The organism is Legionella sp. PATHC032, assembly GCF_026191185.1.
In the GTDB taxonomy this organism is placed as follows: Bacteria; Pseudomonadota; Gammaproteobacteria; order Legionellales; family Legionellaceae; genus Legionella.
The window spans coordinates 2,242,540-2,257,273 of record NZ_JAPHOV010000001.1; the positions used below are offsets into that span (position 1 = coordinate 2,242,540).

A 14,734-nucleotide genomic window follows, 5' to 3' on the forward strand; every position below is an offset into this window, starting at 1 on the left:
ACGAGATAACACTCATAAGCAATTCATCTCTTATTATTTATGCTGCATGCCTCCCATGGCTGCTTTCAACTGGCTCTCCGAATCAATGAGGAAATTGGCAGAGGTAATAATCTTATCTCCCTCCTTAACCCCTTTTACTATCTCAAGCAAATCACCGGCCCGCACTCCAAGAGTGACGTCTCGCCACTCAATTTTGCCATTGCCATGATAAATAAAGACCACCGCTCGCTCACCCGTGAGCAAAACCGCATTTTTAGGAACCACAAGACGTTCACCCAAAGGGATTTTGAGTTCCAGATTAACGTACATGCCAGGCTTTAATTGTTCTTTTGTATTGTCTACTTCGAAACGCACCTTGGCCGTTCGCGTTTTCATATCAATGGTCGGATAAATAAAATCAAGCTTGGCTTTAAATAATTCATTGGGCAAATAGGTAAGCGTCAGGTCGGCAGTTTGTCCTAGTTTAATATAGGGCAACTCGTATTCATAAATATCCCCTAAAACCCACAAGCGTGATAAATCAGCAATCGTATACAATTCATCTCCTGGCTCAATACGCATGCCGATAAGCGCCATTTTTTTAAGAACCGTACCTTGGATGGGTGAGTCAATGGTCATCGTTCGAGTAATTTTGCCAGTACGCTTTAATTGCTCTATTTCCTTTTCAGAAATCCCCCACAACAGCAACCGCTGATGAGCCGCTTGAAAGGCCCCTTGGGCACCACGGGCGGCACTGGAGGTGGTATTTTTGCTTAAGATTTTTTGAGCGTTTAAGGCAAGTAAGTATTCTTGTTGGGTGGCCACCAACTCCGGGCTATATACTGTAAAAAGGGCTTGTCCTTTTTGTACTTTTTCGCCGGTGAAATTGATGAATAATTGTTCTATCCAACCATCAAAACGCACATGAATGTGGGCAACGCGCCGCTCATCGGCTTCAACCCTTCCTACCGTGCGAATTGTTTTTTCAATGTTTTGACGGCGTACCGGCTCTGAGGTAATGCCAATGGCTTGTAAGCGGACTGGATCAATCACAATCTCATTTTTTTGCGTGGATTGTTTCATGTCCATCTTGCTATGTGTATCCGTTGCATTTTGTGCCTGGGTTAACTGCAACAAAGCCAGTAAACTCAAAACGAACACACCCCTTCTCATCACCTTCTGATTCATAAGTACGTCCCTGTGCTTTCTTCGATTTGTGCAATCGCTTTCTCATGCTCAGCGAGTTCACCGTGCCACTCCAATTCGTTTTCTTGCAGGGTCAACAAATTATTTAGCATGGTTAAAAAATCCACTTTGCCAACCCCGTAATTAGCTTGAGAAGAAGTAAACGTTAAAGTGGCTTGCGGAATAATGGTATGTTGAATCAGATGAATAAGCTTTGCCGAGCGCTCTGCTAATAAATAGGCATTTTTTACTTGAAAAGAAAGTGTGCGATAAGTCGTCTGCAAGTCTTCCATATCGGCGTTGTAACGAGCAAGTGATTCCCGTACGGCATTATTTTGTTTTTGCATGAAATAAAGGGGAACGGTTGCTTTTAACAACACTTGATAACCTTTGGTATGCATTCCCGTATCATGAAGTCGTCCCCCCTCAATTTCAACATCGGGGAAATACTCCATTTTACTTAACTTGATGGCTTGTCGTCCTTTTTGCACGTTACGCTGCTGCATGATTAATTGAGGCGCTCGCTGTTTCACGAGCGAATAAAAATACTCCAAATTGTGCCCCATTGGTGTGACAGGGAGTGTTGTTGGAGTACTGACCACCCTTTCTAAGGAACGATTCAAAAGACGGTTGATATCGGCTTGCAGGGATTGGCGTTGTTGCTTTAAGATGACCAAACGCATCTCTAGACGAGAAACTTCCGTTTGGGCGCGATAAATGTCTTGTTGGGGCGTTTTCCCCACACTGTACGTCGCTTCGGCACTTTGCTCCATTTCATGGAGAAGCTCCTGATTTCTTTGCACAATCTCGATGGATTTATTGACAAAGTAAAGGTCATAATAGAGCCGTTTTAGTTCAGCAATGACAGCAAAACAAGTGGCTTGATACTCCGCTTCTGCCCGTTTGGCCTCAAGCGTTGCTATTCTTCCTCGCACAACAAGCTTGCCAGGAAAGGGAATTTCCTGTTGGCCACCCAACATTTGTTCACGTCTTGGATCGACATCCATAGGAATGTTCTCGGACATATTGATATAACCCGCGTTCAATTTCGGGTCAGGAAGGGCTTTCGCTTGAGGAATCACGTGAATTGCAGCAAGCAGGCGGTCGCGTACCGCCCGAATTTGGGGATTGTTTTGCTTAGCTTCCTGAATTAACTGCGATAAACCAGGATTGGGCTTTGCATAAATGAATGACTCCGTAAAGCAGAAACTCAGGAGAACAATCCAAATAATTTTTCTAATACTAAAATGTCTCACCAGGTGCTTTCCTTAGCCATTTTTGAGCTTCAATTACTAACAAAGGCAACGTGCCTATCAAGATCCAGGAAATACATTGGGTAAATGAGATTTGCCCAATGCCAAACAAATCTCGCAGTACGGGAATATGATGAATCAAGACCTGTAGTGAAAAACTAATGCTAATAATTATAAATAAATGCAGATTAGAGAAAAAGCCGAGCTGAAAGATAGTCTTAGTATCACTACGAGCTCCAAATGCTATCAAAAGTCTTGCTGTCACTAATATGGAAAACGCAGCATCTTGCGCTTGAGTTAAATCCTTATAAGCTAAATATTCATAAGCAAAAACAGTTAAAGTTACTAAAGCTGTTACACAACCAATAAAACTCACTCGTTTGAGAAACGCTCTATCTATCATGGATTTTTGAATGGTTCTGGGTGGGCAATTCAAAATTCCTGGCTCTGACCTATCAGTTGCTAAACCAATGGCTGGTAAACCGTCAGTCACTAAGTTAATCCACAGTAATTGAATAGGGAGTAAAGGCAAGGGCCATCCGATTAAAAGCGCTACAAAAACAACCAGCAATTCAGCACTGTTACCTGCTAACAAATAAATGAGTGTTTTGATAATATTATCGTAAATCGTTCGACCTTCTTCAATCCCTGCTACAATTGATGTGAAGTTATTATCCATGACAATAATGTCAGAAGCTTCCTTGGTAACAGAAGCTCCTGTTTTTCCCATCGCAATACCAATAGAAGCTTCTTTTAGAGCAGGCGCATCATTCACACCATCACCTGTCATCGCAACTACTCTGTTTTGTTTTTTCCAAGCACGTACGATTTTTAATTTATGCTCCGCAGTCACACGAGCATAGACCACAATGTCTTTGACGCAATAGTTAAATTCTTCCTCTGACATGTTTTCAAGTTCATTGCCAGTAAGGAGTTGATCACCTTCGCTTAATATCCCAAGTTCTTGAGCAATGGCTCTCGCTGTAACAGGATGGTCTCCTGTAATCATCACCAGTTTGATACCCGCCTTTTTACAGCGGGAAACAGATTCTCTTGCACTGGCATGCGGTGGATCTTGCAGACCAACCAAACCTAAAAAAACGAAATTGCTTTCAATCTCATCAACTTCTTTATCCAGCCATGAAGTATCCAATGGGCGTTGTGCGAATGCCAAAATCCTTAATGCTTCACTAGCCATGAATTCACAGGATTGTCTCATACGCGCTTTATCATTCAGCGTTAATTTTTTAATACCAGTTTTTGTTAAAATATGAGTGCAGCGTTCTAAAACAATTTCTGGAGCCCCTTTTACGTAAACCATGAGCTCATCATTATCATATTGACAAACCACTGTCATTCGTTTGCGTTCGGAACTAAAAGGCAGCTCCTTAATGCGAGGATTAGAAATTTGCAGTTCACTTCGCCAAAAACCTCCTTTAGCTGCTGCAACCAAAAGAGCTACCTCAGTCGGATCCCCTGCTATTGTCATTTGCCCATTTTGTTGTCGAAATTCAGCATTATTGCAGGCTACCATAGCCTGTAATGAGGCCTGCAATAACTTGTCTTCTGAAACATTAATCTCCTGGCCTTGAAGTGAAAATTTTCCTGTGAGATTATAGCCCTCTCCATAAATACTATATACATCGCTTGCTGTCACAAATTTACGTGCTGTCATCTCACCCACAGTTAAAGTTCCTGTTTTATCAGTGCAAATGACTTGTAAATAGCCAAGTGTTTCTACTGCCGATAATCGTCTTACCAACACAGCACGCCGCACCATACGTTGTACACCCAGTGCTAAAGCCACTGTGACCACAGCAGGTAAACCCTCAGGAATCGCAGCAACAGCAAGACTAACTGAACTCATAAACAGATTGAAGATAGGAATATTACGCAGGAGGCCTAAGCCAAAAATAGCCATAACAATGAAAAAGCAAACCCATAATAAACGAGATCCCACTTGATTGAGTTTTTTTTGCAAAGGGGTTTTATCACGAGATGCTTCACCAAGCAGCTGGGCAATACGACCCATTTCAGTTTGCATGCCGGTTGCTACAACCAGTGCGCGTCCCGTACCATCGGCAATGGCCGTTCCCATAAACACCATGTTTTTACGGTCGGCTAATGGGGTTTCTTGAGTGCAAAGGTCCAGGTTTTTACCTACTGGCATGGATTCACCCGTGAGCGGTGCTTCATTGACCTTGAGTGCTGACAACTTAAAAAGACGGGCATCGGCAGCGATTAAATCACCACTTTCAAAAAGGATAACATCTCCTGGGACGATATCCGAGGCAGCAATCATTTTGGCATGGCCATCGCGCAAAACAGTCGCCTTTGGTGCGGCCATTTCCTGGAGTGCTGCCATAGCGCGATCGGCTCGATATTCTAGAGCGAAACCAATAATGGCATTTAAAATAACAATGGCAAAAATGGCAATGGCATCGGCTTTTTCGCCGAGTAAAAAAGAAACGATAACAGCACCTAAAAGCACCCAGATGACTATATTGCTAAATTGCTGAAAGAAGATAATGAGTGCTGATGTTTTTTTCTTTTGACTCAGCAAATTTGGCCCCACTTCTTTTAATCGTTCTGTGGCATATGCTTCGCTTAAACCTACAGTCAGGTCTATTTTAAACTGGGATGCGATATCCTGAATCGTTTTTTCATGCCATTGTTCTGCCATTGTAATTCATCCTTTGAATCCGCTCAGCCAGTATTTTCAAATGACCTTAATTCTTCCTAAAGTAACCTCATATTAATTACAGCATCACTGATGGCTTTCCGTTGTATTACAATCCAAAAACTATAGGGTTAGCGACCACCACCGCCACCATGCCCAACATGGCCTTGAGCCACATGACTATCTAAACTCTCTGTATTTTTAGTCGAGGTACCATTATTCATGCACGCAGCAAGTGCTAAACAACAAGCTAAAATTATCCAATGACGTTGCTTCATGAAGGTCTTTCCCCATGATTTTAAAAGGAAATATGACTACAATATAGACGGTTTCACACAATAAATCAAAGCAGATGGGGGCTGTTGATGGCCTATGAATCAAACCATGATATCATTGTACTTACTGATTTGAATCAATAACAAACAAAATCATTATAAACAATGATACTAATACATCCATGATTGTTTTGGAGACCCAAGTTTTATGAAAAAATTGACCATCACCTTAATGAGCTTATCATCAATCAATTTATATCATCCTATTGCTTTTGCTGAGAATTCCCACCATCACACAATGACCCATGTCTCGTTAGAGTCTTCACAATCAGAGGCTCGTCCTACCATGCAATTATCAATTCAAGAAGTCATGGATAAAGAAAATAAAAAATTAGTATTGATTAAGTTAAGCGATACTAAAAACAATAAACCCATCACCTTAGGCAATCTCATTGAGGCCCATACTCAGAAAATTCATTTGTTGATTATTGATGACCACCTCGTTGACTACAGCCATGTTCATCCAATAGAGACAAAAATACCCGGCGTTTATCAATTTGAATGGCAGCCTACCCTGAAAAATGCCTCCTATCGAGCATGGGCTGATCTAATACCTGCGAATACCAAAAACCAAGAATACGTTGTTGCCGATTTTCCCTCTCCAAAAATCATAAAGAGAATTGAAGATCGAATGGTTAGACAACCATTCTTTGAAAGTACCGTTGATGGTTACAAATTCAAATTAACTTTTGATAAAACACCATTACACGTAGGTCAACCCATCATGGGCAAAATTGATATTGTCGATGCTAATGGAAAGCCTGTTCATACCCTAGAGCCGATTATGGGTGCTTATGCACATATCGTTGGTTTTAATGAAGACTTTAAAACAGTAACCCATGTCCATCCAATGGGTAAAGAACCAACAAATGGCTCTGAAAGAGGTGGACCTGAATTGCAATTTCATATTGAGCCCGATAAAGCTGGTTTTATTAAAATGTTTGCCCAAGTACAAATCAATGGAAAAACACTCTTCGTGCCGTTTGGAATTCTAGTAACCCAATAATAAATTAAGAGATGAAAGTTGTAAGTATACATGCTGATTATCCCACCTGGTGATTCCATGACAACCAGTAGGCTGGTTTTCTTGAGTTTTTTCGGACAGTCTCAAATACTTCCAAGAGTTTTATAGTAAAAACAGCAAATTTAATCTCTTAGTTCCCGACATAAGCTTATCCCACTACCAACAATCAGCACTTTAAATGTGCTAGCATCAACGCGTAAATCAGCCCAATCATTATTAAGTGCAACCAACTCGAACTCTTGCTCCTTCTTGGAAAGGGACAATTGTCTATATTTCCGAACTATCACTTCATTTTCACCTTCAACCAATGCAATCACAAAATCTCCTGGCTTAGGGCATGTATCAGGATCAACAATAATCACATCATCAACTCTAAATTCAGGCATCATACTTTCATCCCTAACCTGTAAAGCAAAAGCATTTTTTCCAATTTTTTCACCAACAGCTTTACTGACCGGTACAAACTCAACTTTGCTATCGATATCATCTTTTATTTTCTGAATATAAGTAACAGGATCAGCTGCTTGTTTGTAATCTAAGACAGGAATCAATGCGCCCATGCCAAGGGATTTTGTCATCTTCCCTTCACGATTATCAGTTAAACACATCAAATAAGAGGCTGAGACTTCCAGGGCATCGGCCAGCAATTTAATTTCAGTTGGACCAGGCGTACGGTCCCCTCGTTCATAATTATTAATGCGTGAGGTTTTCAATTCGCCTGTCAATTCAGCCAATGCTTTTCTCGTTAATCCCTTAGCCTTTCGTTCATTCATAATTCTTTGGCCAATTTTCTCTTTGATGTTCATATCCATTCCACGGTGTTTGGTTAATAAATTAATTCATTTATCTATTGACTATAGCTCAATATGTGTTATTTTGAGATTTATTAACTACTCATTTCGAGTAAATATACTCAATAAGAGCTGTTTTTTATCTTAATTTCTCAAAATGTTATCACAAGTTTCATTGGGCGCTAAGATCTTTAGTTAAGGAATAACGGATTATTTATGTACTTTACAGTGAATGACAAGGAATTGGATGCGCTCTGTGGGCTTTCATATATCCAACAAATTACCTACTTAAGAGGGATTCGACCTTACATGGATCGCAATACTTTCATAGTAGGGATTAAGCGACGGATTAGTTACCAATCGCTGGCTGAGGTACTTTATATTGAACCTCATCAAGGCATTAAAGAGTCAGGAAGTCCTAGCCGTCAGCAAATTCGTCGAGCCATTAAAGGGCTTGAAAGATCAGGGCTAATTGCTATTCAGTCTTTCGATAAACATCTTATTTTAAAATGTCTTTTAGCGGATATCAGTTATTGTGTCCAAAATAAACCCGACACAAACCCGACACAGCAAGCCGACACAAAACCGCATGCTGTATTCCCTGTAAATACAAGGGTTTCTGAGGATACAGAGAGAAAAGCCGACACAGATAAAATCCTAAAAGCCGACACACCTCAAATAAAAGAAAATAATTATATTTATTTATTACGCTACTTCGACCATTTCTGGCATATGTACCCCGAGAAAAAGTCACGTGAACGTGCCTTTGAAATTTTCAAACAAATCAATCCAGATGAGCCTTTGCTGCAATGCATGTTGCAAGCCCTTGCTCAACAAATCAAAGCCCGTACAGCAAAAGAAGCACTTGGGGAATGGGTTCCAGCATGGAAATTTCCAGCCAACTGGTTGTCTCAAAAATGCTGGGAAGATGAAGTCAAAATCGAATTAACTCAGGAGAAAAGGAATGAGAAGTGCGGCACAAATACTAAAAGCAGAGCCATTGATCCATTCTGGAACCCAGAAACAGGAGATGCAAAAATCACCGGTGAAGACGAATACCAGCAATCAAACGTCGTCAACCTGCAATGCTACCGACAGTAGAAAAAAAAGTATTGAGAATCTGTTTACTCGTTTTGCGGTCTTCTACGGACATCTATGGCGCAGTCAGTTTAAAAGTGATGGATTTTTGGAGTTTGCCAAGAAGGAGTGGTTGGAGGGCTTAAATCAATTTAGTGATGAGATTTTGAATCAGGTCATTATTGATTGCCGCGATCATTGCGAAATGCCTCCAACACTGCCGCAAATGATTGGCTTTTGCCGTGATATCAAAAGACGAAATGCTTTTTATGTCGCATCAGAAAAATATCAACCAGCCCGCAAAGAAGTGGTTGAAGAGAATATCAGGCAATGCAGGGCCTATTTATTTAAATAACAGAAGGAGACGCATTATGTTGGTTTTAACAAGAAAAGTTGGGGAATCAGTTGTTATCAGTGAGGAAGTTTACTGCACTGTAGTGGGTTATCGTGACGGTGAAGTTCGCCTTGCTTTCGATGCCCCTCAATCAATCCCTGTTCACCGTGATGAAATTCAAAGACGTATTTATCGAGAACGCCAAAAAGATCAATGGTTCAGCGACTCTCCTTCCAATAAGGAAAGCATTATTGACCGTTTAATTAGCAAATTCAAACATGGCTTGAAGTCAGCTTAAAAACATAAGTAATCGAGGATTATTAGTATGAAAGCACAAGAAGAACAAGGGATAACGGTTAAAGACCGCGCCCGTGAAAAGCTAAGGCGTGACTTGGGTGGCATGATTGAGCAGGCGCTAAGTGATCCTAAAACCGTTGAAATCATGCTCAATGCAGATGGCAAACTTTGGCAGGAACGCCTAGGCGAAACCATGCGTTGCATAGGTAGTATCACTGACGCACGCGCTGAATCCATCATTAAAACTGTTGCGGGCTTTCATGGTAAGGAAGTAACCCGTTTTAATCCGATACTGGAAGGTGAGCTGCCACTGGATGGTTCACGTTTTGCAGGACAGCTGCCGCCAGTGGTCTCAAAACCAACCTTTGCGATTCGTAAAAAAGCCATTTCAGTTTTTACACTGGATGACTATGTAAAATCGGGAATTATGAAAGAAGCACAATGTGCTGTGATTAAAAAAGCCGTTATTGCACATCGAAACATTCTAGTCATTGGCGGTACAGGCTCTGGTAAAACTACTTTAGTGAACGCCATTATCAATGAAATGGTTCGTAGTTCGCCAGCTGAGCGTGTCTTCATTATTGAGGATACGGGTGAAATTCAATGCGCCGCTGAGAATTGCGTTCAATATCACACCACTCTTGATGTCAATATGACCCAGCTTTTAAAAACCACTCTAAGGATGCGGCCAGATCGAATCCTTGTTGGAGAAGTTCGGGGCAGTGAAGCATTGGATTTACTCGATGCCTGGAATACTGGTCATGAGGGTGGTGCTGCAACGTTACATGCTAATAACTGTATTGCAGGACTTCATCGTTTGAAATCACTGATTACCCGTAATCCCTCCGCCCCTGCTGAAATTGAACCTTTAATTGGTGAAACAGTTCATTGTGTGGTGCATATCGCAAGAACTCCGCAAGGGCGCCGAGTTGAAGAAATCATATCGGTCAAAGGCTATGAAAACGGTCATTACAACATCGAAAAACTGATTTAAGGAGAATAGGTATGAACCAAGCAGTCAATATAAATTATCGAAGTATATGGATGATGGGAGCGATTGTTTTATTACTTTTGTTTATAACAGATCCTGCATGTGCATCAAGTGCTGGTGGAGGATTACCTTTTGACTCCTATCTAACCAAAATACAAAAATCCATCACAGGCCCATTTGCCTTTACTGCTGCGATTATTGGTTTAGTTGGTGCAGGAGCCACGCTGATTTTTGGTGGTGAAATGAATGGTTTTTTGCGGACCCTTCTCTTTATTGTGTTGGTGCTTTCATTCTTGGTTGCAGCACAAAATACCATGACAGCGATTACAGGCAAGGGAGCTGAAATTGCTAAACCCTCAGTTTTAACGAGTGCTATGGAGTCGCAGCTATGAGCCTCCGTACCATTCCTATACGCAGATGTGGTAACCGCCCAAGCCTTTTCATGGGTGGTGACCGCGAACTGGTTATGTTTTCAGGCTTACTCTCAGCAATCTTAGTATTCGCAGCCCAGGATTGGCTTGCCGCTATTTTTGGTTTTGCCCTTTGGTTTTTATCTTTAAAAGGTCTAAGGCTTATGGCAAAAGCTGATCCTTATATGAGGGCAGTTTATCTGAGACAAAGAGGCTATCAGGCTTATTATCCAGCACGTTCTACCCCTTTTCGTAATAATAAAGGGGGTTATCTATGATTGGATTCATTACCTTTTTAATCAGTATTACTGGGCTTTTGTTGTTAGGTACATTGTTTAGCGCAGCTCAAATGAAAAGCCGTAAGCACCATGTCAGGAGACATCGAAGTCATACAGCGGGACTGGTTGATTTACTGAATTACGCAGCAGTAGTCGATGATGGTGTGATTGTAGGTAAAAATGGCTCTTTTATGGCAGCCTGGGTGTATCAAGGTGAAGACATAGCCAACACTACAGATGAAGCCCGTGAAATGATGGCTTTTCGAATCAATCAGGCAATGTCCTCATTGGGTAATGGCTGGATGATTCATGTCGATGCCATAAGACGTGCTGCTCCAGGTTACAGTGAGCAGAGTGCTTCATACTTTCCGGATCCGATATCAAAAGCTGTTGATGAAGAAAGAAGACAGTACTTTGAAGGTATAGGGGCATTGTATGAAGGTTATTTTATTATCACATTAACCTGGTATCCACCTGTATTGGCGCAAAAACGTTTTGTTGAATTGATGTTTGATGATTCAGGGGAAAAATTAAACCATAAAGCGAAAACCCATCAACTGATTGAAACCTTCAAGCAATCGTGCAGAAACTTTGAGTCACGTATGAGTGCTGCACTTCACCTTGAAAGGTTAGGCTCAGAACTAGTCATCAATGAAAATAACAAAGTCACTCAGGATAACTTTTTAAGACACATTCAATATTGTGTCACTGGGATTAATCACCCTGTGAATCTGCCCAAAAATCCAATTTATATGGATGCTTTAATAGGCGGTCAAGAATTAACTCCAGGGATTACACCTAAAATTGGCCGAAAGTTCATTCAATGTGTTGCTATTGAAGGATTCCCCATGGAGTCTTACCCAGGTATTTTAACACTGTTGACTCAACTGCCTGTGGAATATCGCTGGAACTCTCGCTTCATATTCATGGATCCCCATGAGGCTGTAGCTCATTTCACTAAATTCCGTAAAAAATGGAAACAAAAGGTCAGAGGCTTTTTTGACCAAATGTTTAATACCAACTCGGGTGTCGTTGATGAAGACGCGCTCGGCATGGTTAATGATGCGCAAGCAGCTATTGCCGAAACCAATTCCGGAATGGTAGGCCAAGGTTACTATACATCGGTTGTGGTGTTAATGGACGAAGATAGAGCGAACGTTGAAAAAGCAGCCCTATTCATCGAAAAGAATATCAATGCGTTAGGGTTTAGCGCACGTACAGAAACCATTAATACCATGGATGCCTATATGGGCAGCTTGCCAGGCCATGGTGTTGAAAACATCAGACGACCGCTGATAAATACCATGAACCTAGCGGACTTGTTACCAACATCCAGCATTTGGACTGGTGAGAATAAAGCACCATGCCCACTGTTCTCACTCCATTCACCTCCGTTGATGCATTGCGTCACAAGTGGTAACGCACCATTTCGGTTGAATCTTCATGTGAGAGATTTAGGCCATGGCATTATGTTTGGCCCCACTCGTTCTGGTAAATCAACTCACCTGGGTTTACTGGCATTGTCCTGGCGTCGATACAAAGATGCACGTATTTATTCTTTTGATAAAGGCATGTCCATGTATCCAACATGTAAGGCCACAGGTGGGGAACATTTCACCATTGCTGATAAAGACTCTCGTCTTGCCTTTGCACCCTTACAGTTCTTAGAAACTAAAGCTGATAGAGCTTGGGCTATGGAGTGGATTGATACGATTTTAGCTTTGAATGGTTTGAATACCACACCAGTTCAGCGCAATGAAATCGGCCATGCCATTTTAAGCATGCACCAAAGTGGTTCTAAAACCGTATCTGAATTTGTCATGACTATTCAGGATGAGCCGATTAGAGAGACATTAAAGCAATACACCATTGATGGATTGATGGGCCATTTAGTAGATGCTGAAAGTGATGGTTTAGGCTTGTCCTCTTTTATGACATTCGAAATTGAGCATTTAATGTGTTTAGGTGAGAAATTTGCTTTACCTGTATTGCTCTATCTCTTTAGGCGTATTGAAACCTCGTTAGATGGTCGCCCTACCCTAATCTTGCTTGATGAAGCATGGCTAATGCTGGCTCACCCTGTGTTTAAAAACAAGATTGCTGAATGGCTTGATTCCATGGCTAAGAAAAACTGTGTGGTGTTTATGGCAACCCAACATTTATCACATGCAGCCAACTCTGGAATCCTAGATATTATTGTTGAATCAACCGCTACCAAAATCTTTTTACCAAATCTGTATGCAAGAGATCCTGAAACACAAACCATTTATGAGCGTATGGGCTTAAATCCGCGTCAGATTGACATCATCGCAGCAGCCCAACCCAAGCGTGATTACTACTATGTCAGTGAAAAAGGCCAGCGTCTTTATCAATTAGCGCTTGGACCTTATGCCTTGGCGTTTGTTGGAGCTACTGATCCTGACTCCATAGCGAGAATGAAACAACTGGAGTTTAAGCATGGGGATGCGTGGGTCTCTCAATGGCTTTTAGAAAAAGGTATTCGCATGAATCAATACGGAGAAGCAGCATGAAAAAAAGTATAACGAATAATCCTTATCTCAATGCGAGACGAGCATGGAATGTTCATACCGCAGGACTGATGAAATCACTCCAAGTTTGGCAGTTGGTTGGTTTAAGTAGCCTCTTAATCGCATTGGCGGCAGTTGGTGGACTTATTGTAATAGGTAGTCAGTCTAAATTTATCCCTTTGGTGTTTCAACAAGATGCCAATGGCAATACCTTATCGGTTACTCGTGCTGATAGCGTTGGTGAGGCAAGCATCGATGATTATCGCGCTGCAGCTGCTCATTTTATTGAAAACATACGCATGGTAAGCCTTGATGTAGAACTACAAAAGAAGGCAGTGTTTCAAGTGTATTCCTATTTAAATACCAATGATGCAGCCCTTGCCAAGGTTCAAGAATTCTACAGCGACAAACAACAATCTAATCCCTTTGAAAGAGCAGCTTTTGAGATTGTGAGCATAGACATTCGTTCAGTACTTCAAGAGTCAAATGAGACCTGGCAAGTCGACTGGATTGAAACAGTGAGAAATCGTGATGGCTCACTTAAAGAAAAGCCTCGCATGATGAAAGCGATGATTACTCTGTATCAAGAGAATGAAATCAACGATGCCACCAGTGAGTCCATTTTAAAAAATCCCCACCTGATTTATGTGCGTGATTTTAACTGGTCATACGAATTAAAGCATGGAGAACAGCAATGAAAAGAATAATGCAGCTATTTTGTTTATTAACACCGCTCACAAGTTTTGCATTGGATAACACGATTCTGGCTGAGCATTATTTTTCAGATACTGTCCCCAAGCTATCGAGTCAAGAAAAACAAGGTTTAGATATTGCAGAGCGCACACAACAAGGAGAAAAAACAAGTATACCCTTTGCATCAAGCGATGGTTCAGTCAGTTTTATTTATGGATCAGGGCAAATCAGGGTAGTTTGTGCCCCTTTACAAGTGTGTGATATTGCCCTTCAACCAGGTGAGCAGTTTAACGACATGAACGTTGGTGATCCACGCTTTGTTGTTGAACCATCTCTCACAGGATCTGGAGCTATGCAACAAATCCATCTGCTAATAAAACCTAAAGATGTAGGGCTTGATTCTTCTTTGGTAGTCACCACAGACAGAAGAACATATCACTTTAGATTAAAGTCAGATAGAACCGAATTTATGCCTTACATTTCGTTTACTTATCCTGATGAAGCCAAAGCAAAATGGCAGTTACTACAACGCATTCAGGCTGAAAGAAGAAAAGTAGATACCTTACCAGAAACCAATGAATATCTAGGCGATCTTAACTTCAATTATCGAATTCAAGGCAATGCCCGATTTAAGCCAGTTAGAGTTTATAACAATGGTGTCAAAACGATTATTGAGATGCCAAGAACCATGGCTCAAAGTGAAGCGCCTGCGCTGCTGGTTTTAAGAAGTCTAGGGCTATTTAAAAAATCGGAGTCCGTCATGGTCAATTATCGTCTTCAGGGTTGTCGTTACATCGTAGATGGGGTTTTTGATAAAGCCATCTTAGTTATCGGCAGCGGTTCCTCTCAAGAAAAAATTACGATTACAAGGTGCTGAAG

The 14,734-nt window shown here is 41.3% G+C and carries 15 protein-coding genes; 10 read left to right on the forward strand and 5 right to left on the reverse strand.

The window, feature by feature from the left end; translation table 11 throughout:
- Window positions 1-33: 33 nt before the first annotated feature.
- The 4 genes from OQJ02_RS10085 to OQJ02_RS10100 all read right to left on the reverse strand — a co-directional run bounded on the left by OQJ02_RS10085 (window position 34) and on the right by OQJ02_RS10100 (window position 5,375).
- Window positions 34-1,167, reverse strand: coding sequence for an efflux RND transporter periplasmic adaptor subunit (locus tag OQJ02_RS10085; protein WP_015444284.1), 1,134 nt, complete (start codon window positions 1,165-1,167; stop codon window positions 34-36).
- A complete protein-coding gene (locus tag OQJ02_RS10090; RefSeq protein ID WP_015444283.1) occupies window positions 1,164-2,420 on the reverse strand; it encodes a TolC family protein in 1,257 nt (418 codons plus the stop codon). Before OQJ02_RS10090 ends, OQJ02_RS10085 begins: the two co-directional genes overlap by 4 nt.
- Window positions 2,407-5,100 (reverse strand): cation-translocating P-type ATPase, encoded by a 2,694-nt coding sequence (locus OQJ02_RS10095; protein WP_015444282.1) that lies wholly within the window; start codon window positions 5,098-5,100, stop codon window positions 2,407-2,409. Before OQJ02_RS10095 ends, OQJ02_RS10090 begins: the two co-directional genes overlap by 14 nt.
- A gap of 128 nt (window positions 5,101-5,228) precedes the next feature.
- Entirely contained in the window at window positions 5,229-5,375 is a 147-nt protein-coding gene (locus OQJ02_RS10100; protein ID WP_015444281.1) for a hypothetical protein, read from the reverse strand.
- Window positions 5,376-5,580: 205 nt separating this feature from the next.
- On the opposite strand from OQJ02_RS10100, the gene OQJ02_RS10105 reads away from it, so the two are divergent.
- Window positions 5,581-6,438: a hypothetical protein gene (locus tag OQJ02_RS10105; RefSeq protein WP_015444280.1), complete on the forward strand. Its 858-nt coding sequence runs from the start codon at window positions 5,581-5,583 to the stop codon at window positions 6,436-6,438.
- 140 nt (window positions 6,439-6,578) lie between these two features.
- Here OQJ02_RS10105 and OQJ02_RS10110 read toward each other — a convergent pair whose 3' ends face one another.
- Window positions 6,579-7,268: a LexA family protein gene (locus tag OQJ02_RS10110; RefSeq protein ID WP_015444279.1), complete on the reverse strand. Its 690-nt coding sequence runs from the start codon at window positions 7,266-7,268 to the stop codon at window positions 6,579-6,581.
- 195 nt (window positions 7,269-7,463) lie between these two features.
- Here OQJ02_RS10110 and OQJ02_RS10115 point away from each other — a divergent pair, with 195 nt between their 5' ends.
- From OQJ02_RS10115 to trbG, 9 genes are read left to right on the forward strand one after another with little or no spacing between them, the layout of a single operon-like run.
- The gene (locus OQJ02_RS10115) at window positions 7,464-8,348 is read left to right on the forward strand and encodes a hypothetical protein (protein WP_015444278.1); all 885 of its coding nucleotides are present in this window, start codon (window positions 7,464-7,466) and stop codon (window positions 8,346-8,348) included.
- A gap of 19 nt (window positions 8,349-8,367) precedes the next feature.
- Complete coding sequence (locus OQJ02_RS10120; RefSeq protein WP_038839102.1) at window positions 8,368-8,679, forward strand: hypothetical protein; 312 nt, start codon at window positions 8,368-8,370, stop codon at window positions 8,677-8,679.
- A 16-nt stretch (window positions 8,680-8,695) separates the two neighbouring features.
- Window positions 8,696-8,956, forward strand: a complete 261-nt coding sequence (csrA, locus tag OQJ02_RS10125; RefSeq protein WP_015444276.1) for a carbon storage regulator CsrA — start codon at window positions 8,696-8,698, stop codon at window positions 8,954-8,956.
- 27 nt (window positions 8,957-8,983) lie between these two features.
- Window positions 8,984-9,949, forward strand: coding sequence for a P-type conjugative transfer ATPase TrbB (gene trbB, locus OQJ02_RS10130; RefSeq protein WP_015444275.1), 966 nt, complete (start codon window positions 8,984-8,986; stop codon window positions 9,947-9,949).
- Window positions 9,950-9,960: 11 nt separating this feature from the next.
- Window positions 9,961-10,338 carry a TrbC/VirB2 family protein gene (locus OQJ02_RS10135; RefSeq protein WP_015444274.1) on the forward strand — a complete coding sequence of 126 codons (378 nt, stop codon included), beginning with the start codon at window positions 9,961-9,963 and terminating at the stop codon, window positions 10,336-10,338.
- Window positions 10,335-10,634 (forward strand): conjugal transfer protein TrbD, encoded by a 300-nt coding sequence (locus OQJ02_RS10140; protein WP_038839093.1) that lies wholly within the window; start codon window positions 10,335-10,337, stop codon window positions 10,632-10,634. Before OQJ02_RS10135 ends, OQJ02_RS10140 begins: the two co-directional genes overlap by 4 nt.
- Window positions 10,631-13,165, forward strand: a complete 2,535-nt coding sequence (locus tag OQJ02_RS10145) for a hypothetical protein (protein WP_015444272.1) — start codon at window positions 10,631-10,633, stop codon at window positions 13,163-13,165. Before OQJ02_RS10140 ends, OQJ02_RS10145 begins: the two co-directional genes overlap by 4 nt.
- Complete coding sequence (locus tag OQJ02_RS10150) at window positions 13,162-13,860, forward strand: conjugal transfer protein TrbF (protein ID WP_015444271.1); 699 nt, start codon at window positions 13,162-13,164, stop codon at window positions 13,858-13,860. The genes OQJ02_RS10145 and OQJ02_RS10150 overlap by 4 nt, the downstream gene beginning before the upstream one ends.
- Complete coding sequence (gene trbG, locus OQJ02_RS10155; protein ID WP_015444270.1) at window positions 13,857-14,732, forward strand: P-type conjugative transfer protein TrbG; 876 nt, start codon at window positions 13,857-13,859, stop codon at window positions 14,730-14,732. The genes OQJ02_RS10150 and trbG overlap by 4 nt, the downstream gene beginning before the upstream one ends.
- Window positions 14,733-14,734 lie beyond the last annotated feature (2 nt).